This window comes from Hymenobacter cavernae (assembly GCF_014641455.1).
Classification (GTDB): Bacteria; Bacteroidota; Bacteroidia; order Cytophagales; family Hymenobacteraceae; genus Hymenobacter; species Hymenobacter cavernae.
In genome coordinates this window covers 687,218-707,065 of the sequence record NZ_BMHT01000002.1, presented here as the reverse complement: position 1 = coordinate 707,065, position 19,848 = coordinate 687,218, and the positions used below count along the sequence as shown (strand labels likewise).

The window sequence follows — 19,848 nt, the reverse complement described above, 5'->3', positions numbered from 1 at the left end:
CAAAGTAACTAGGCTAGGAGCATTTCTCCTGAGCCAGTATGCATTATCGTGCTGCTGTGTAACGCGAGCTACTTACCTCAGGATGACTTCCATTATACAATGCACGTGTTCTTGCCCTGCTACACTGAGCTTAACTGCGTTTGAAATCCTGTTCCTATCTTCGTTCGGGCTTTGCTCTGCCCGGTTCATTTTCCTTTTCTCTACTGCTACTTATTAGCTTACATGTTTTTACCGAAACGATATGCCTCCGCACAGCTTACTTGGACAGGCATCTTCTGCTTCCTGGTGTTGCTGGTGCTGGCTGGTCATTTTTACTTAGAGCGGATAGCATACCTAGACTTATCCTTGCACGTATTCGACTTCCTCAAAAAGGATAGCTTTTGTATTCAGAATAACCGTTTTGTAGCAGCTGTAACTCAAGTCTGGCCTTTACTAGGGCTCCGTAGCGGTTTACCGCTCGATACAGTGCTACGCCTGTACTCTTTAGCCTTCATCGGCTACTATTTTGCCGTGTTTCTAATCAGTGCTTACGTGTTCAAAAATGAACATGTAGCCTTAGTGGTACCGCTATTATTCACACTGCTCATATCCAATACTTTTTACTGGGCTCAATCGGAGTTCCCGCAAGCACTGGCCATGCTGCTGCTGTATTACGCCGGCGTCGCTCGCTTGTCACCGCTGCCCTACAACTGGCGTACGCTGCTTCTGATACCGCTCATACCCGTTTGCATCTACGGTCACCCTTTGCTGCTACTGCCATTCTTCTTTTTGTGGGGCTATGATTATTTACTTAATCGTCGCTTCACGGATTGGCTTTATTATCTAACCTTAGGTATTGCCTTATTTAGCTACTGGCTACGCGTCCATAATATCGCAGCTGATTCTTACGAAGGACAGCGACTAAATCTCTGGGATAACTTAGTGCAGTTTTATCCTAATTACTTTTCGTTGGCAAGTAACACAGAGCTTTTACTACTCTGCCGAACCCGCTACTACATGCTACCCATTTTACTGGTTATTATCACCGGTTTCTACATCTGGCGGAAACCGGTGGGCTGGGGATGGCGCCTAGCCTGGTTATGGGCCTTTGTAGTGGGATACGCGGAGATAGTTGCCATTACTCATCCTGATAACACAGACGTTACGTATCTCGAAAACCTGTACCTACCCCTAGGTCTGTTTGTAGCCGTACCGCTGGCGATGGAGCTTCTACCAACCGTAGGAATGCGCTGGTATCGGCTGGCGACGGGCGTTCTTGTGGTTGTATTCTGCAGCCGTCTGTTCGCTATCTGGCAAGCGCATACGCCTTTCACAAAGTATGTGAATTGGCTGGAGAGCACCATTGCGTATACCAGACAATTTCCGGAGCATAAATTTATTATTGATCAGGCCAACCTTGACCCTTATCATCAGCGCTCCGAATCGTGGGCTTCTCCTTTTGAGTCTCTGCTGCTCAGTGCACGCTACAGCCCTGATTCTGTCCAGCATGTATTTGTTACCAATGAAGTACCGGTTCTGGTGGCGCGCTCTACCCAACCTAACGCTATATCAACCCCTTGGGGAGGGACAACAGGGTACGCCGACCTTCCGTGGCAATATATCCGGCTACAACCATCCAACTACCGTAATCTAAATACACCACCCCCAGCTGACACGACGGCTTTATCTTCTTACATTACAGAACGCCAAACAGCTAAGCTAGCTTTTGTAGCGCTTTCGGCTCCTTTACGGGCTAATAAGGTTCGCTTGCTGACGCTACAGATTACCAGCCCGGCTGGTAAGGTATTGAACTCTGGCTTACAGACGCCTTATCCAACGATGCTTACGTATCGTTATTTCTCCTCAGGCAATTGGCCCCAAGCTGCTGATATACGCTCAACCCCACTGGAGTTAGATATTGTCGGTAACTGGACTCAAGATATGTCAATTGTTGGTCCGCACGAGCCGGGCAAGTACCTTCTGGAGGTAGTTCTCACAAGCCAGAACTATCGTGACTGGCCCGTCCGATTGCGTGTGCCAGTGGAAGTTAAGCCTTGATTAACGAGAACCTAGGTCAAAAAGAAGAGCGCCATTCCTCTGAGGAATGGCGCTCTTCTTTTTGACCTAGGTTCTCGTTAGTCCAAAATGGTGAGGCTGACATCATCAACGTAGTTAGGCTCAGAGCCCGCTCCACGCCACAAGAACAGACGCAGGTGCTGGGTGTACACCAGATTATCAGGCAGCGTTATATCCTTGCTCACCTTCACCCACTTATTAAACTCTTTAACTTCGCTTTCTAAGTAAATGCCATCGCCGGCAACCGGCTTGTTATCCTGCGCAGGATCTACGATCTGTATCCCTAGCACCCCTTTAGCGTTCGGATTCGGCCTGAAGGCCCAAGCTTCCAGGCGAACTTTCTTGAGTTTACGAGGGCTGATCTGTCCTAAAACGGCATCGTAAGTCAAGCTAAAATCGTGGCCATTGCTTACCTCCAAAGCATACTTACCAGAGTGAGCTCTTGTCTTAGTAAGGGTTGCTTGGTCGCCGCCCACCCAACCTGCTAATGACTCAAAGTCATTCGCGGTGATAGTATTTGGACCAGCAGTTAATTCGTCATCGGATGAGCAAGAAGATATAAAGCTTGCCAGCACCAGAAAACAGAAGAAGTTTTTCATACTATTAACCAGGATATTAAAAAAATGAACGGGCGAAAGTAGGTAGAAAATGCTCAGACTCAAAATGCTACCTTCCTATTGGTGCAACCTGCTAAGCAGTTCAGAAAGCACTAGTTGGCTTCTTTTTGCATCTGCTTCATACGCTGATAGCCATACTGTACTATAGCTGAGCCGTGCTCAGCAACCAGCAACAAGGCAGCAAATGGCAGCAGCCACGATATGCGCCCTTGCAGCCGGTCGAGCACGTTAGCCAGCGCCCCCGTTACGAAGGCATTACATACGATACCTAGCCCTAATACAACAACCATTGGTATCGTTGCGGGAGCTAGACGCAGGCGTAAGGGAGTAGTAAGCAACACGCCTAAAGCTACCAGAGCCCATAAGTGTGCTCCATAAACACGTTCATTCAACGTAGTGAAGCTCAGCTGCCCTCGGTTTTGAAGAGAATTCATGTACTTCTTCAACTCATATGGAGCAAAGCGCTGCACACTCCGGTAAGGATTAGAATCCTCCCGGCTCGGCTGCAATCCATCGCCATGACCAATATGCGTGAGCTGTCGTAAGGTTGACTGGATACCATCCGAAAGCAGATAGGGATAATAGCTCGGCGACGTTAGAATCTGCCGGATGATCAGGTTGTACTCCTCCCGCACCGCATTCCAACCGCCGGCTTTGCTCAAAGGACCATTTCCATCCCAGATAAAGCCAATAGCATCATTGGGCAACTTATCACGGAAGGGACAGAGGGTGTAGCTGTTAGCAGGACCGCAATTCTCATTAAGGAACTTATCGATTACACCAGCCTCCACTAAACGCGCCACCAGGAAAGCGTGGGAAGCACGCGAAATGGTGAACTCGCCTCCAAAATGTGCGTGAATGGCTGGTAGAGTAAGCCAACCGGATAGTACCACCACCGTTGTTAGCAACCATGTTGTCCACCGGACTAACTGCTTACCAAACAGCCTTGTTGCCAACGCTATTCCGCCAAACCCTAATATTACCAGGGTATAAGTAAGCATATTGGAGTTGTGCATCATCTCCGAAGCCAACACAATAGCTAGCAGTAAACCAACTTCTATCTTCGATTGCTGGCGTCTTATCAATACCAGACCTAGCGCAAGTAGCCCAATCGGGGTGAATATGTCCGGCATCAATTGACTTGAATACCAGGAAACGCCCGTTGTCCATGCCGTAAGAGCCACTAGTGCAACTCGCCAGAATGGGTGCGTGAAACGCGGAACAAAAACCTCTACGTAACGCAACAGGAGCCAGGCTAGCAGTAAGCTCTGAAAGAAGGTCACAAACCAGAGCGTCTTCTTGAAGCCAGTGACAAGGATGAACAGCCCATAGGTAATAGGACGATCATCAGGCACATTGAAGGATAATGCGCTATCAATGTAAGTTCCTGTATCGGGCGTAACGAGTGGATAGCCGTTATACAAGCCGGCACTGATAAGTACTAACCCACTGAGCAGCAACCAAAGCAACTTCGTGGGCAAACCAGACTGAAAGCGCATAAAAGAACTTAAAAAAAACCGCTTGTAATAAGGGCTTCATCAACAGCTATCAGCGAAGCTGAGATGCGATACTACATTCTTCTAGTTAGGCTGCCACCAGGATTGAGGCATCCAGAAGATGGAATAAAGCCTTAGCCCATCTGCTTCAAAGCGCTTGATTTCATTCCTGTCCGTGTAAGGCTCAGGGTGCCAGCGGTAGTTGGTTATAAAGTACTCCGCATCGGCATCGCTGTGTACCACCTCTACCCGGTTGCGCTCAGCAGGAGGCAGCATACCTACGCTTAGTTCAATGGGTTGCCAATCCGGTCCTCTTACTTTGATTCGCGGGCGATGATCGACAGACATAATATACTCCAAGCCTCGCAAGTAGCTCAACCCCCAGTAGTCTACCTCTAATTTGTTTTCAATATTCTTGCCTGCTAAAGCATTGAAGTAAACATTCTGATACGGATGCGCCCGTACCATCCGGAAGAGCACGTATCCCATGCTTACGGCTGTAAGCAGCAAGATCGTTGTTGCCCACTGTTTGGAAAGCAGACCTAGGTTACTCGGTCGCCAGTGCCAAGCCAATAACCAGCCCCGCAACGCAATCAGAAGCATCGCTGGATAGATAAAGTAAAGCTGTCGCCATCCATCATAAAGCACGGAGTGGAAGACGATAACAGCAAACAAAGGTCCTACAACCAACGCCAGGAAGAGCACATCCTGCATTTCCTGTTCTCCCTGCCAGATGCGCCAATTACGCCGCAGAAACTGAAGCATAATCCTGCCCGCGCCCAGCAAAAAGCCTAGCAGATATAGGATGGGGGTAGTAATACAGATCCAGACCAGCGCATAGTGCCAGGGTATCTCAGAAGCCAGCATCGACTCGCCCAGGTAGAACACCTGGCCGCCCCATCGAAAGTTCTTCATGTTATTGAAAGCCTGACCTAGGTTCCCCGCCGGATCTGGCCAGAGATAAGGCCAAAAGGCGGTTACAAGCGCACTCGTTAGAACCAGGTATAAGCTTCCTGTCAGCAGCGCTGTCTGTGGTTTAACTTCACCGTGCAGCACCTTAACTACCAAGAAGCTCACGGTTAGTACTGGCAGCAATACGCCCATGATACGCACATCAATAGCTGCCATACAGGCTAGGGCATGCCAAGCCGCCCGACCTAGGGTAGGTCGTAGTAGAAAACGTACACCGGTATTGGTTGCAACAGCAAATAATGCCATGAATACGGCATCCTTGTCGTTGTAGAAAAACTCAGCAAAGAGCCGCGGGCTTAAAACAAGCCACACCGCACCCAACAGCCCTAAACGCCAATCATTGAAGCGACGCTTGCCTAGCTGATAGAGCGCTATTACGCCGCCAAAGCTCACCAAAAAGGTCATCAGATGCCGCAGCAGGTATTGCTCTCTGGTATCATCGATATGCAATAGCCGCTCCAGCAAACATACCGGTGTCTCGAACAAAATTCCGTAATCACGGTCGTGGTAAGTAGCCAGTTCCTCTACCTTATCAAAGGTCGGATCTTGCGCCACAAAAGATGGTGCCCAGATGTTTGCGACATGCTTGAGCGTCACCATCCCATTATCACGGCTTATTGCCTCATCAACCGAAATCCCATAATCGTCGTATATAAATAAGCCAAGAACGAATAGTAAACCAAAGAAGATCAGAACTAATGGAGAGGGCCGGCCTTTAGAGCGGTCGAAACTATTCGTCATGGTAATCTTGAATGAAGTAGATAGGGCGGTTCTGGTTTTCACGATAAATCCGGAACACATATTCGCCTAGTACACCTAGGAAGAGGAGCTGAATAGATCCGATAAAATAAATGCTCAACTCCAGCGAGGACCAACCAAAGGGAGCAACGCCTAAAGCTTTGCTAATCAAGACCCAGATACCGCCCAGCAGAAAGACGATCATGCCGAACAAGCCCGTATAAAGACAGATTTTGATGGGCAGATCGGAGAAGGAAAACAGCGCGTCAAGAGCTAGGGCAAACAAGCGCTTGTAGGACATTTTGGGCAGCGTGCCGTCGTGCCTGGCTTGGCGAGCATAAGCTACCGGCAACTGACGAAAGCCGATGAAGGCCCGCAACCCAGGCAGGTAGCGGTTCTTTTCGTGTAGCGACAAGAAGGCATCCAGCGCTTTGCGGTTCAGCATGGAGAAGTTGCCGACGTTGTCGCTCTGCTTCAGGCGGGAGAAGTTGCTGAAGATGCCGTGAAAGCTCTTGATCAATAGCTGACGGCCCCAGCCTTCGGCCCGGTCGGTGCGCTGCCCGTAGGCTATATCGCACTCGTTGGTACGGAGCATCTCATACATGCGCGGCAGGAGTTCCGGGGGGTCTTGCAAGTCGCCGTCCATCATGGCCACGTACTGCCCTTTGGCGGCGTGCAAACCAGCGGTGTAAGCAGACTGGTGACCAAAATTGCGCGATAGAACAAGTACCTTCAGGCGCGGCTCCGTTGCCCGTGCTGCCAGCAGACGAGGCAACGTCTGGTCCCGGCTTCCGTCATCCACACAGATCAACTCGAATGCGGGTGTAATGCTCTCTAAGGCTGCTAAACAGCGCTTTAGCAATGTATCGATGAGCCCTTCTTCATTGTAGACCGGGACCACTACCGATATAAGGGGATCAAGCATGTACTTTAACAATAAGTAGTAGATGGGTAAAGGTAAGCAGATGTCATGGTTTTGGACACATCTGACTATCATCTGGTTCTGGTTCTTCGTGCTGCTAAACTCACCTCCGCTTCGGCACAATGCGTTGCTGCTGCTAAAGTACAGGTAGCAGTGCTTATTGTGACAGTGCCAGCACCCGATTTCACCACTTCACCTGTAGCTTTCCGCCACGGACTCCTTGGTTCGCCGTTACCTGGCTCAGGTAGTTACCAGGCAAGGCCTCCCAGAGGCCTCCCGGCCAGAACGCCAGCACGACGAAACGTTAGGGGGCATTACCAATACAAGCAGCTTTATCGGAAACCATCTGGCACATTTGAGCAGGTGAAGCAGGAGCAGAGGTGCGGTGCTTACTCCTGTACAGTTTTCCAGCGGCTACTAAGCTAGGTGCTACCAGCAAATAAGTTTTATTCTGCCTGCCTACCGAGTATCCTTGTATTCGTTTTTCAGCGGCTGAGATTCACCCGATATCTACTCAGCTAGCTCATTCCGGTAGTAGTTTAGCTGTCAGAACGTTGCTGATCACTCCTTTTTCGATAACCCATTTCGCTATTCTTCCCTTTGGATCTTTCTGTTGTTATTCCGATCTATAATGAAGAGGCAAATATTCATGCTCTTTATGACCGCTTGTGCCGTGTGCTAGACGCTATGCGTATAAGCTACGAGTTGGTCTTCGTCAATGATGGCTCGCGCGACCAGTCATTGGCGTTGATTCACACCTTAGCTAGCCGCGACCCACGCGTACGCTACATAGACTTCAGCCGCAATTTTGGGCACCAGATAGCTGTCACGGCGGGGCTCGACCTGTCGTCCGGTGCAGCAGCGGTTATCATCGATGCTGATTTGCAAGACCCGCCCGAACTAATACCTGAACTCCACCAGAAGTTACAGCAGGGCTACGAGGTGGTATATGCCAAGCGACGCTCGCGCCAGGGCGAAAGCGCTGCCAAGAAGCTGACGGCTAAAGTCTTTTACCGGCTCCTGACTAGTATCACCAACATTTCAATTCCAGTAGACACGGGCGATTTCCGTGTCATTTCGCGCAAAGTAGTCGAAGCGCTCAAGCAGATGCCGGAGCAGAACAAGTTTATCCGGGGGCAGATCTCCTGGATTGGTTACCGGCAAACCTGCGTGGAATATGACCGGGCCGAGCGTGCCGGTGGTGCCACGGGCTACACGTATAGCAAAATGATTCGGTTGGCACTAGACGGCATCACCGGCTTTTCCGATGCGCCACTGAAAGCGGCTACCATCAGCGGCTTTCTGGTATCAAGCATTGCCTTTCTGGTGATGCTCTACACATTGTACGCACGCTTTGTAAGCCACGACTACCAGCCGGGCTGGGCCTCGCTGATGATCAGCATTCTGTTTTTGGGTGGCGTACAGCTAATTGCCGTTGGTATTATCGGCGAGTACATTGCGCGGTTGAGTGCAAACGTGCGGCAACGTCCGCTTTATATTATTTCCGATACCAACATGCCAATGCCTCATTCCACAGATCCGGGCACAGGTGGTGAAAGCACGGGAGCCTAGGTTAAAACGACCAGACATGGTAGCTTCCTAGCTTTTACATCAGCCCCATGGATGCACATTTCACTGATGCAAGGGCATAGTTCCTGAGCGTCTTAGGTAGGTTTTAAATAGGGCTTATCTCTATTCTCTCAGCAAAAAAATCAGATCTGACAACCCTACTATTTGCGTTGCCTGATCCCTGCTAAAATTAGTACTTTTGCGGGTGTTCGTTCCAAAAAAGCCATCCGTTTCTGACCTCGCTCCGTGGCAGCGCTGGGCACCTCTCGCCCTGCTGCTTGGTCTTTCTTTCTTTCCACTCTTCTGGCTACTCGGCAGCCTACCCGTGCAAGCCTGGGATGAGGCGCGTACTGGGCTTAATGGCCTGGAAATCTGGCGCTACCATGACTGGCTGGTGCTGCGCCATAATGGGCAACCCGACCTCTGGAACAGCAAGCCTCCGTTGTGGCCCTGGATATTAGCGGTGAGTTTCCGCCTACTTGGTGCCACAGAGCTAGGTCTGCGTTTGCCCTCTGCACTGGCAGCGCTGGCTACCATGTGGCTGCTGTATAGAGCGGGGCAACGCTGGCTGGGTAGTTCCTTGGCTGGCTTGCTGGCTGGCCTGATTCTGCTCACTACGCAAGGCTATGTTCAGTTGCACGTAGCCCGGAGTGGCGACTTCGACACCCTTTTGACTTTGTGGACAACTGCGGGTGCGCTAGCCTGGCTTGCTTACCTAGGCACAGGTCGTAACCGCTGGGCGTGGGCTACCGGTATTTTTTTCTCACTGGCTGTTTTCACCAAAGGTATTGCGGGTGTCCTATTTGGCCCAGGCTTATTGCTAGCAGCTTTGCTTACGGGTCACGTATCGCGCCTGCGTCGTTCGGCACCGTGGCTGGCAGTAGGGCTAGTAATTTTAACGGCTGGTAGCTGGTACGCTTTGCGCGAGATGATAGCACCGGGGTACCTAGCGGCCGTGTGGCAATACGAAGTAGGCGGACCTGCGGCGGCGGAGCTTGAAGGTCACCATCATACTCTGGGATGGTATCTGAGCGCCATTGTTCAACGAGAATTTACGGCTTGGCTTATTCCAGCCTTGCTGGGCTGGCTGCTTAGCGCCTGGGCACCACGCACTAGCCGAAGTTGGCTCCTGGGGCGTTTTACAGCCTCGGTAGCGGGGTGTTTCTTACTTGCCATCTCGCTGGTCAAGACAAAGTTGGGGTGGTATGATGCTCCTATATTTCCCTTGCTGGCTCTGCAAGCAGCTGCTGGTCTGGTCTGGACGGGCCGCATACTAGCGGCGCACTTAAAGCAGCGGCCGCAGTTTAATCAACGACTGGTGGGCGTCTTGAGTATTGCCGTGCTTCCCTACTACGCTCAGCGGCAGTTCATCCGCGACCTAGACAAGCATCGGCTCGACAACCCTCAGCTTTTGTATGGACGCCACTTACGTGCGCAGCACCAGCAGCTTCCTACCCTCACGAACTACGTGCTAGTTACCGATGGAGCTTTCAATGATAGTCCCGTCTTTTATCGTACGGCTGCTGAGTTCAACTACAATCATCAAACTACTTCCATCGCTTCGTGGGACCTAGGTTGGCTGCGCCCTGGTCAGACGGTTGTCGCGTGTGGGGCCAAAGCGTACCGTCCTTTGCTACAGCGCTACCAGACACGCGTTCTGCTGCGCACCGATTCGTGTCAGACGCTTGAGCTGCTAGGCTTGCGCTAAGTCGGCCGCAGCACGCACAAGGCCAACAGAATTTTCTGCCCGTAGAAAATTTCTATGAACTCACTACCGTTGGAGTAAAACGTTTGGCAGCACCTAGGTTAGGCCCAAGGTGCTGTACTCCTGCCTGCTGCTGCATCACCAAACCTTTCCTTGCGTACCCCGACCTTTGCGCGCTATGCGTCACTTCCTGCTGCTTTCCGCTTTCTTTCTGCTCAACCTCCTCACTGCCTGCGACCCGGGCCCGAAAGTCGGGCCGCGCCTCGATTTTGTGGGTAGTAGCCGCTTCACCACCTCCGACCAGGTTGTTCCTACCCCCGGCGATACGTTGAGCAGCCTTATTTATGCCGATAATCGGGATACGGTGAGGTCTACCAGCAATGACGACGATTATACCTACCTCAGCAACTTTCGCGCTTATGTGACCTACGAGCCGGGGCCAACGCCGAGTACGTATCCGAACGGTAGACAAACCAACCTACCGAAGCGCGAGTACCTGTATGTAGACTCTGTTCTGGCTCCCAGCACTTCCCGTTTCGTTTTTCGTCATGACTTCACCGCCCGCACTACTTCGGGTCGGGAAACGTGGCGCTTCGAGATAACCGATGCCGAAGGCAGGATTGCCGGGCGCCAGTACCGCCTCACCGTCCGCCGGAACGACTCAGCGGCGGTGGTGCATACGTACAGCGTATTGCTTCAGGCTCCGCTTACGCTCACTCCGGCCCGGCGCAGCTTTCTGGATGTCACTAATGGCTTGGCCTTTAATGGCTATGCAACGAAAAGCCCGAAAGTTCAGCGCTCCGTTGACCTAGCCTATGTGCCCGGCAACAACAACGGCCTCGGCTTGGCGGCTCCTAATGCGGACGCTGCGGCGATGAGCAAAGCGGGCACCTCCGCCTGGCCCATGAAAACCAAAACCGAGCTGCGCGAAACTACTCTTACCACCAACGACTTCAACGGCGCCAACGACGAAGCTGCCTTAATAAATGGCTTTAACGCCGCTGGTGATATAACCTCGTATATCCCGTCGCTGTCGGAAAATAAGGTCATTGCGTTTCGTGCTAACCCTAACACCGATAGCGCCCGCACGGGCCTCATCCTGGTGCAGCGGATTTTACCCACCACCACGCCGACAGTGCTGCTGCAGGTGCGGGTATCCAAGCGCCCATTGCAATAACGGCTCTATCCTAAACTTAGTGGCTGGCCTAGGTCCATGCTTAAAGGTATTCAGAACAGGTATAACCCCCAGGTTACAAACAGTAACTCATCATATTGCTTAGTTATTTTTAATTAGTCTAAATAAATTTAGGATTCCTGCGGTTTGCAGTTGAGTTTTGCAGCACCAAACTCATTGCAACACCTCATGGCAGTTCTAGCTCCCAGGCGGCTGAGAAAGTCGCTCACCTTTTTGCTTCTTACCCTCGGGTATTTCGTGGCACAAAATGCCGCCGCGCAAACCGGTTCTATCCAGGGCCACATCAGTACGCCAGCAGGGCAGCCAGCAGTTGGCGTATCCATCGGTTTGAAAGGCACCACCATCGGCAGCATCACCGATGCCAGCGGCGACTACAACCTAGGCCAGTTGAAGCCGGGCACCTATACCATTGGCGTGAGCATAATCGGCTTCAAAACCCAGCAGCGCCGGGCGGAGGTGAAAGCCAACGCGGCAACCACCCAGAACTTCACGCTGAGCGAAAGCGCTGAGCAGCTGAACGAAGTAGTGGTGGAAGGACAGCGCACGAACAAGTTTGCGCGTAAGCAGTCGGAGTATGTGGGCAAGATGCAGCTCAGCAACCTCGAAAACCCGCAGGTGTACGCCGCCGTGGGCAAGGAATTACTAACGGAGCAGCTGGTGTTTTCGGTGGATGATGCCACGCGCAACGCGCCGGGAGTGCAAAAAATGTGGGAGCCGACCGGACGCAGCGGCGACGGTGGCTCGTTCTATGCTTCGCGGGGCTTTGTCGTATCGAGCCAGCTGCGCAACGGCGTGGCCGGCGGCGTAACCAGCACCATCGATGCGGCAAACCTGGAGAAGCTCGAAGTAATCAAAGGGCCATCGGCAACGCTGTACGGCTCGGCTCTGACTTCTTACGGCGGCCTGCTCAACCGCGTGACCAAGAAGCCCTACGAGACGTTTGGCGGCGAAGTGACGGCAGCGGCCGGCAGCTACGGCTTTCACCGGGTGAGTGCGGACGTGAATACGCCCCTGAATGCAGCGAAGAACCTAGCTTTTCGCCTGAACGCGGCTTATAACTACGAAGACAACTTCCAGAATGTGGGCTATGCGGGCTTCGAAAAGAACCTGGCTATTGCCCCTAGCCTGCAATTTCAGCCCACCGACCGACTGACCATCAACCTGGACGCGGAGGTGTACCGGGGCACCAACGTAGGCAAGCAGCTGATTTATCTGTCTTATGGCGACGCGGTGAAGAACCTAGGTTTTTCGCGGGCCGACCAGATGCCGCTCGACTACCGGCAGTCGTACCAGGGCCCCGGCCTGACGCAGGATTCGCGCAGCACCAACCTGTTTGGGCAAGTGCGCTACCGCATCTCGCCCAGCTTCACCTCTACTACCTATCTCACTTCGAGCCGCAGCTACTCGGAGGGCAACGGCCCGTACTTCTACCTGGCCTCGGATATTGCGCTCGGCAAAAGCACCACGCCCGGCGTCAGCAGCCTGCTCCGGTCCGACCAGTCAACGCAGGATAGCCGCCGCCAGACCTACGAAGTGCAGCAGCTGTTCAACGGTGATTTCAAGCTAGGTGGCCTGCGCAACCGCGTGGTGCTGGGCCTGGATTTCCTAAGCATCGACTCCAACATCGACTTTTTTGGCGGCACCATCGACACGGCCCCGCTCAACGTGCCGGGCTACGACTACCGCACCTTCAACGGCGCGGCCGTGAGGGCGGCCTACGCCGCCACGCCACCGCCGCACTACCTGGTCACGACGAAGATCAACACCTACAGCGCTTTTGCCTCGGATGTGCTGAACCTCACGGATAAGCTCAGCGTGCTGGCGGCCGTGCGCGTCGACCGCTACGACAACAAGGGCGGCATCCTGTATTCGCCTGTGGCGGCCTACGCCCAAACAGCTGTTTCGCCGAAATTTGGTCTGGTATTTCAACCGGTGAAAGATCGGGTGGCGCTGTTCGCGAACTACCAGAACAGCTTTACGAACCAGAATGGCAGCTACCAAACACCGGAAGGTAAGTCCTTCGTTCTCAAGCCCGAGCACGCCAACCAGATTGAGGGCGGCGTGAAGCTCGACGCGGCCGAGGGCCGGGTAAGCGCCACGGTGAGCTACTACGACATTCGGGTGGAAAATATCCTGCGCAACCTAGGAACCGTGGGCGGCCTCAGCATCGGTGCCCAAGACGGCACACAGTGGAGCCGCGGCACGGAGCTAAGCCTGACCGCAAATCCGCTGGTGGGCCTGAACATCGTGGGTGGGTTTGCCTACAACTTCTCGAAGTTCGTGAAGACCGATGAAGATGTAAATGGCCGTCGCCCCAACACGGCTTCTTCGCCTTACCTGGCCAACGCCTGGGTAAGCTACCGCCAGCCGACTGGTTTGCTCCAGGGCCTGGGCCTAGGTTTTGGCGGCAACTACGCCAGCGACAACAAGATTCTTAACAGCGCCTCGCTAGGCACTTTCACGCTGCCTAGCTACACGGTACTGAATGCCAGCGCCTTCTACGACCTGCCGCACTACCGCTTCGCCGTAAAGATGGATAACCTCACCAACGAGCACTACTGGATCGGCTACACCACCATCAACGCACAAAAGCTCCGTAGCATCGTAGGCAGCGTGAGCTACAAGTTCTAACTCAACCTCTTCCGCCTATGACGGCTAAGCAGCTCGTTGGCAAAGTACACCTCTGGCTCGGACTCACATCCGGGCTGGTTGTGTTTATTGTGAGCCTTACCGGCGCTATTTTCACCTTCCAGGATGAAATCCGCGACCTGACCGAGCCGTGGCGCAAAGTAGCAGTGCAGGCAACGGCGCCGGTGTTGCCTTCGCAGCTGCAAGCCGCCGCGCTGGCGCCGCACCCCGGTGTAGCTGCCCGGGATACCTGGGTAAGCTATTTCGGGCCGAAGCGCTCGGCCACGGTGTTTTTCACGGATAAAGCCGGCAATCCCATTCAGGTGTACCTGAATCCGTATACCGGCCAGGTGCTGCACGAACAAAACCTGCACACCAACTTTTTCAGCATTGTGCAGGCCATTCACATGACCTTACTCTTGCCGGAGCCATACGCCAAATGGGTTGTTGGCGGCTCCGTCTCGGTTTTCGTGGTGATGCTAGGTACCGGCGTGGTGCTGTGGTGGCCGAAGCGCAGGCAGGAACGCAAGCAGCGCTTCACTATCAAATGGGGTGCACGCTGGCGGCGCGTCAACTACGATTTGCACAACGTGCTAGGTTTTTACGCGGCTAGCATTGCGCTGCTGCTTGCCCTCACGGGGCTGTTCATGATTTTCCCCTGGATGCTGAATTCGGCCATGTTCGTGGCAAATGCTGGTCGGGAATATCCTCAAGAAAACGTAATGCCGAAGGTTGATACGCTACAAGTATTATCTGCTTCTCCCCAGCCCCTAGCCGACGTAATCTATCGTACGGTGGGCCGTCTTTCTCCCAAGGCTGAAATGGTCCTGATTGCACCAGTTGGCACTGGCAAAGAACCGGTGGGCTGCTGGGCTTACCAACAGACGCTGCACTACTACTACCGCGACGAATTCTCGTTTCACCCAGTTTCGGGTCAACTGCTGCAAGGTCGCTTTCACGCCACCAAGAGCACCGGCGCCAGACTCTCCGACGCTAACTATGACCTTCACACCGGCCAGATCCTAGGGCTAGGTGGTAAAATCATTGCGTTTCTGGCGAGCCTGCTTTCGGCCAGCTTGCCAGTTACAGGTTTTGTTGTGTGGTGGGGCCGGCGCTACAAGACCAAGAGGCCAAGCCGGGCCGCACGCCCGAAGCCTCAGCTAAAAGCTCACTAATTGCCTTATTTACAAACTCTTGCAAAAACAAGAAGCCGGCCCCATCGGAGCCGCCTTCTTGTTTTATCCTGTAAGCTATTTTAGAAAATAAACCCAATGGTTGCGCTGGTCGTGAAGCGGTTGCTGTTCACGGCGATAACCGGCTCCACGCCTCCGTTCAAGGTATACGGATTGTAAAAACGGTCGTTGGTGCTGTACACGCCGGCCAGGTCCAGGAAGAAGCTGTTCTGGCGGATACCTAGGCCACCGGTGAAGTAGTTCTGGGTGCGGTCGAAGTCATTGGCCTTGTACGGGTCGCCGTAGCGCGCATAACCCAGGCGGAAGCGGAAGATATCGTAGCGCGCCTCGCCCCCGATGCGGAGGTTTACGGCCGAACGATACAGGTTCTCAACAATTTGATTTTCTGATTCGTAGCTATTGCCACTTGTGTAGCTACTATTCGTGTTATCATCGCTGAGCTTGGCCTGCCCATAGTTCACGTACTCGACATCGCCGCTCAGGAAACCATACTTGCCAATGGTCACCGCCACGCCCCCTGACGCCCGGAAGGGCGTGGTCAGGTTATAGGTGTACTCGTTTGACGGGGTACTCTCCGAAGCCGAGGCCACCGTTGAGCCCACTGTTCCATTTTCGTTGTAATAGATGAGCGCGGGCGAGAAGGTGGTGCTAAGCGAAGTGCTGTAGTTGTCGCGCAGACGCATGAACGTGGGCGTCTGCACCGAAGCCCCAAACCGCACAAAATCGCTGGCCCGGTAGATGGCCCCGATGCGCAGGTTGAAGCCACTGCCGCGGGTGCTCAGGTCGTCGCGCAAGGAGTAGGTTGTCTCCCGCGTGGGAATACTGCCGCTGGAAGGTTCGGTACCGGCTCCGTTCTGCACGCGGGTTTCATCGTAGCGCGTGCTCACAATACCTAGGCCTACTCCGATATACAGCTTGTCGCGGTAGCTGGCTCCATAGCCAAAGTCGAACTGTGTCTGTGAGCCTTTAGTCAGTACGTATTCGTTCTGATTTACGGCTCCGCTTTCCAGCGTCGTGACGATGGTATCCGGCCCATTGCGGTAGGCTGGCTCCAGGTTCGTCAGGCTGGTTCCGTATGCCAGCCCATCGAGGTCCGTGTATTCAAGCCTATCGTATTGATCCAGAATACCGTCGTACGTGCTGCGGGGTGCCTGGCGCAGGTACTCAAACAAGGAGCGGTTGTTGGTAACGGTGCCGCTGTAGTTGAAGCGGTTGTTGAAATCGTTGATCCGGTTCAGGCCGAGGGCAAACGTGCCGCCACGCCAGTTGCTATCGTCGTTGTCGGGGCGACGGTTGGCAAAAGCCGCTCCGAAGCTCATCACGCTCAGATTATTACGCGAGTCGGTAGATTTGGAGCCAATACCGGTGCTCGACGTGCTGTTGCTGCTGTAGCCCGGCGTGAAGCTTATTTCCGACTTCTGATACAAACCCAGACCGGCCGGGTTGCTCACCAAGTTACCTAGGTCGGCGCCGACGGCTACGTTGGCACCGCCAATGGCCTGCGTGCGAGCCGGGCCACCAAATTGAAGACGGGAGTAGCGCAGCGCGTCTACTTCGTTTTGGGCAAAAGCGTGGCTGGCCCAGCTCAGTAGAGCCAAGCCAAGCCAGTATTTCTTGTTTTTCATGGAGGAGAGAAGATGACCTGATTAGGTGGTCATGCACCTAGCATAACGCAGCGAAGAAGCCGCTAGTATTTACCGGATACGGCCCCGGCCGCCGCCACCTCCGCCGCCACCGCTGCTGCTTCCACCGCCGCCGCCGAAGTTGCCGCCTCCGTTGCCACCACCGAAGTTGCTGCTGCGGGAAGGCGAAGGCTCTGAGAACGAGCGAGAAGGCTGCGAGAAGGTGCGCGACTCGTAAGAACGCTGGGGAGTAGCCGTCTGGTTGCTACCGCCGCCATCATTGCGGAATGCCTCGCTGAAGCGGCTCCGACGCTGCGGCTGCTGGTAGTCCTGCGGGGAAGCGGAGCCGCCCGTGCTGCTGTTATCCGTCATCTGGCTGCGCCGACCGCGACCCGAGTAGTCGATGCGGGGCTGCTCCATTGATTGCGTTGCCGGGTTGGTGTTGCCACTTACACCAGCATCCGTCATGCGCCGACCTGCCCGGCCCTCACGGGCGCGCATCTCGCCATCGCTCATGGCCCGCTCGCTGAGGTTGTAGTTGTTGTTCGGGGAGGTGAAACCACCGGTCGGCTGTGAAGCGCCGTTATCCAGAATGCGGCCCCGACCCCGGCCAGTAGCTGATGCTGGGTTGGTAGTAGCATTGCCCACTACGGTTGTCGGCGCGACCCGGCTGCCGGTATTTGGGTCTACCATGTTGCCCGAACCCACAATACGGCCACCGCGGCTGTTGCCTACCGGCTGACTGGCCGTAATGGCTTCGCGGCTGCGGTCACGGCGCGGTGCGTAGCGAACGGCACTGCGGCCATAATCACCGTTGCCGCCGTAGTAGCCACCGCCATAATAGGAACTGCCGTAGCCGTATCCGCCATAGCCGTAGCCTAGGCCATAACCGCCGCCGTACAAGCCACCACCATAATACGGATTGTAGAAGCCATCATAGAATCCGCCATAACCTAGGCCATACGGCCGATAAGCCCAAGGACTACCGAAACCTAGGCTCAGGCTCATATAAGAGCGGCCCAAACCATAGCCGAACGGGCTGTAGAAAGAGCTATAAAACGGGTCGTAGAAGCTGCCGTAGCCGGCACCCAGGCCATAGTACGGCGCGAAAGCGCTACCGCCCATGAAATAAGGGTCGGTATACACTGGGCTATAATAGCTCAGGCCGCTGTAGGAAGAGTTGTTGAAGCGGCCCAGGCGCGAGGCATAGCTATCGTCGTAGTACTCCGAGTTGGAGCCGCTCGCCGAGCCGCTTTTGGCGTTGCTACTGTACTCCGGGTTGGTATCTTCGTCGATGCCTTGATACTGGCTCTCATCGGTAGCCGTCGAGGCCGTTGCGGTTTGCATGGTCCGATCTTTCGACGAATAATAGACGCCGTCGCTCTCCGTAGAGGTAAGCCCCGACGTGCTGGCGCAGCTACTCAGCGCGAGCAGCGCTACCGCGGGAACTAGGGTGGTTAGTTTATTTTTCATGGCTGCTTGCGCGTAAAGTAGAAACCCAAATGTTGGAGAACGAATGAGGACTTAGAGTCACCTAGCCCAGGAGGAAGGTTGCTCCATGATAATAACGTAAATTAGCGCCGAATCGGTGCTTTTTTACCATCAAATCTTGTACCAGTACAAGAACCGCTTCGACTACTCAAAGATACTCGAAAACATGAGCAAAAGTTTGCCTAAGCGCAGCGAGGATTACTCCTTGTGGTACAATGAATTGGTGAAGCGTGCTGGCCTAGCCGAAAACTCCGCCGTACGCGGCTGCATGGTCATCAAACCCTATGGCTACGCTATCTGGGAGAAGATGCAGCGCCAGCTCGACGACATGTTTAAGCGCACAGGTCATCAGAACGCTTATTTCCCGCTTTTCGTGCCTAAAAGCCTGTTTGAAGCCGAGGAAAAAAACGCGGAAGGCTTTGCTAAAGAGTGCGCCGTTGTGACGCACTACCGCCTCCAGACCGACCCCGATAACCCGGGCAAGCTGCGCGTCGACCCCAACGCTAAGCTGGAGGAAGAATTGATCGTGCGCCCGACCTCGGAGGCTATCATCTGGAGCACCTACAAAAACTGGATTCAGAGCTACCGCGACCTGCCGCTGCTCATCAACCAATGGGCTAACGTGGTGCGCTGGGAAATGCGCACGCGCCTGTTTCTGCGCACGGCCGAGTTCCTGTGGCAGGAAGGCCACACGGCCCACGCTACTGCCGAAGAAGCCCTGGCCGAAACGCGCCAGATGCTGGACGTGTACGCCGAGTTTGCCGAAGAGCACCTGGCGCTGCCGGTCGTGAAGGGCGTAAAGACGGAGAATGAGCGCTTCGCTGGTGCTCTGGAAACCTACTGCATTGAAGGCATGATGCAGGATGGCAAGGCGTTGCAGGCGGGCACTTCGCACTTCCTCGGGCAGAACTTCGCCAAAGCTTTCGACGTGCAGTTCCAGACCAAAGAAGGCCAGCTGGAACACGTATGGGGTACGAGCTGGGGCGTGAGCACCCGTCTGATGGGCGCGCTCATCATGTCCCACTCCGACGACGAAGGCCTGGTGCTGCCGCCCAAGCTAGCTCCTATTCAGGTGGTTATCGTGCCGATTTACAAAACCGGTCAGCTTGAGGAGTTGCTGGAGCGCATTCGCCCGATTCAGATGGGCCTGATTGCCCGCGGCATCTCGGTGAAAGTCGATGACCGCGACACGGAGCGTCCCGGTTACAAGTTTGCCGAGTGGGAAATGAAGGGCGTGCCCGTTCGCTTGGCCGTTGGAGCACGCGACCTAGACAATGGCACCGTGGAAGTGGCCCGCCGCGACACCAAGGAGAAGATGAACCTGCCGCTGGCCGACATCGTGAACAGCGTCGATCAGCTACTCACCGAAATCCAGGCGAATATCTACCGCAAGGCCCTTGCCTACCGCGAAGAGCACACGACCCGCGTCGACACGTACGACGAGTTTAAGCAGGTGCTCGACAGCAAAGGCGGCTTCGTGGTGGCCCATTGGGACGGCACCTCTGAAACCGAGGAGCGCATCAAGGAAGAAACCAAAGCCACCATCCGCTGCATCGCCCTCAACGAACCCGACGAAGACGGCACCTGCATCGTGACTGGCAAACCTAGCTCGCGCCGCGTGTACTTCGCCCGGGCTTATTGATAA

General features: G+C 54.3%; 13 protein-coding genes. 7 read left to right on the top strand and 6 right to left on the bottom strand.

All coding sequences use genetic code 11. The features are described from left to right. The first annotated feature begins 222 nt into the window (after positions 1–222). Complete coding sequence (locus tag IEX74_RS07335; RefSeq protein ID WP_188812613.1) at positions 223–2,037, top strand: hypothetical protein; 1,815 nt, start codon at positions 223–225, stop codon at positions 2,035–2,037. 77 nt (positions 2,038–2,114) lie between these two features. Here the strand turns inward: IEX74_RS07335 and IEX74_RS07330 are convergent, their stop codons facing one another. From IEX74_RS07330 to IEX74_RS07315, 4 genes are all read right to left on the bottom strand, one after another. After that, positions 2,115–2,654: a carbohydrate binding domain-containing protein gene (locus IEX74_RS07330; RefSeq protein ID WP_188812611.1), complete on the bottom strand. Its 540-nt coding sequence runs from the start codon at positions 2,652–2,654 to the stop codon at positions 2,115–2,117. Positions 2,655–2,764: 110 nt separating this feature from the next. Further along, positions 2,765–4,141 carry a hypothetical protein gene (locus IEX74_RS07325; RefSeq protein ID WP_188812609.1) on the bottom strand — a complete coding sequence of 459 codons (1,377 nt, stop codon included), beginning with the start codon at positions 4,139–4,141 and terminating at the stop codon, positions 2,765–2,767. A 111-nt stretch (positions 4,142–4,252) separates the two neighbouring features. Then, the gene (locus IEX74_RS07320) at positions 4,253–5,881 is read right to left on the bottom strand and encodes a hypothetical protein (RefSeq protein WP_188812607.1); all 1,629 of its coding nucleotides are present in this window, start codon (positions 5,879–5,881) and stop codon (positions 4,253–4,255) included. After that, the gene (locus tag IEX74_RS07315; RefSeq protein WP_188812604.1) at positions 5,871–6,803 is read right to left on the bottom strand and encodes a glycosyltransferase; all 933 of its coding nucleotides are present in this window, start codon (positions 6,801–6,803) and stop codon (positions 5,871–5,873) included. The genes IEX74_RS07320 and IEX74_RS07315 overlap by 11 nt, the downstream gene beginning before the upstream one ends. A 597-nt stretch (positions 6,804–7,400) precedes the next feature. Between IEX74_RS07315 and IEX74_RS07310 the strand changes: the two genes are divergently transcribed. From IEX74_RS07310 to IEX74_RS07290, 5 genes are all read left to right on the top strand, one after another. Further along, on the top strand, positions 7,401–8,372 hold the full coding sequence (locus IEX74_RS07310) for a glycosyltransferase family 2 protein (RefSeq protein WP_188812602.1): 972 nt from the start codon (positions 7,401–7,403) through the stop codon (positions 8,370–8,372). Positions 8,373–8,574: 202 nt separating this feature from the next. Then, entirely contained in the window at positions 8,575–10,077 is a 1,503-nt protein-coding gene (locus IEX74_RS07305) for an ArnT family glycosyltransferase (RefSeq protein WP_188812600.1), read from the top strand. A 175-nt stretch (positions 10,078–10,252) separates the two neighbouring features. Next, entirely contained in the window at positions 10,253–11,251 is a 999-nt protein-coding gene (locus IEX74_RS07300; RefSeq protein ID WP_188812598.1) for a hypothetical protein, read from the top strand. A 186-nt stretch (positions 11,252–11,437) separates the two neighbouring features. Further along, positions 11,438–13,900 (top strand): TonB-dependent receptor, encoded by a 2,463-nt coding sequence (locus IEX74_RS07295; protein ID WP_188812596.1) that lies wholly within the window; start codon positions 11,438–11,440, stop codon positions 13,898–13,900. A gap of 17 nt (positions 13,901–13,917) precedes the next feature. Then, a complete protein-coding gene (locus IEX74_RS07290; RefSeq protein WP_188812594.1) occupies positions 13,918–15,072 on the top strand; it encodes a PepSY-associated TM helix domain-containing protein in 1,155 nt (384 codons plus the stop codon). A gap of 80 nt (positions 15,073–15,152) precedes the next feature. On the opposite strand, the gene IEX74_RS07285 is transcribed toward IEX74_RS07290, so the two are convergent. Then, a complete protein-coding gene (locus tag IEX74_RS07285; protein ID WP_188812592.1) occupies positions 15,153–16,715 on the bottom strand; it encodes an OmpP1/FadL family transporter in 1,563 nt (520 codons plus the stop codon). 69 nt (positions 16,716–16,784) lie between these two features. Next, positions 16,785–18,185, bottom strand: coding sequence for a hypothetical protein (locus IEX74_RS07280; protein ID WP_188812590.1), 1,401 nt, complete (start codon positions 18,183–18,185; stop codon positions 16,785–16,787). Between the two features lie 184 nt (positions 18,186–18,369). Here IEX74_RS07280 and proS point away from each other — a divergent pair, with 184 nt between their 5' ends. Beyond that, positions 18,370–19,845 (top strand): proline--tRNA ligase, encoded by a 1,476-nt coding sequence (gene proS, locus IEX74_RS07275; RefSeq protein ID WP_188812588.1) that lies wholly within the window; start codon positions 18,370–18,372, stop codon positions 19,843–19,845. Positions 19,846–19,848 lie beyond the last annotated feature (3 nt).

Bases quoted from the DNA above. Each gene is read 5' to 3' on its own strand.
- IEX74_RS07335 (WP_188812613.1), top strand. From the start codon at position 223: ATGTTTTTACCGAAACGATATGCCTCCGCACAGCTTACTTGGACAGGC.
- IEX74_RS07330 (WP_188812611.1), bottom strand. From the start codon at position 2,654: ATGAAAAACTTCTTCTGTTTTCTGGTGCTGGCAAGCTTTATATCTTCT.
- IEX74_RS07320 (WP_188812607.1), bottom strand. From the start codon at position 5,881: ATGACGAATAGTTTCGACCGCTCTAAAGGCCGGCCCTCTCCATTAGTT.
- IEX74_RS07315 (WP_188812604.1), bottom strand. From the start codon at position 6,803: ATGCTTGATCCCCTTATATCGGTAGTGGTCCCGGTCTACAATGAAGAA.
- IEX74_RS07300 (WP_188812598.1), top strand. From the start codon at position 10,253: ATGCGTCACTTCCTGCTGCTTTCCGCTTTCTTTCTGCTCAACCTCCTC.
- IEX74_RS07295 (WP_188812596.1), top strand. From the start codon at position 11,438: ATGGCAGTTCTAGCTCCCAGGCGGCTGAGAAAGTCGCTCACCTTTTTG.
- IEX74_RS07290 (WP_188812594.1), top strand. From the start codon at position 13,918: ATGACGGCTAAGCAGCTCGTTGGCAAAGTACACCTCTGGCTCGGACTC.
- IEX74_RS07285 (WP_188812592.1), bottom strand. From the start codon at position 16,715: ATGAAAAACAAGAAATACTGGCTTGGCTTGGCTCTACTGAGCTGGGCC.
- IEX74_RS07280 (WP_188812590.1), bottom strand. From the start codon at position 18,185: ATGAAAAATAAACTAACCACCCTAGTTCCCGCGGTAGCGCTGCTCGCG.
- proS (WP_188812588.1), top strand. From the start codon at position 18,370: ATGAGCAAAAGTTTGCCTAAGCGCAGCGAGGATTACTCCTTGTGGTAC.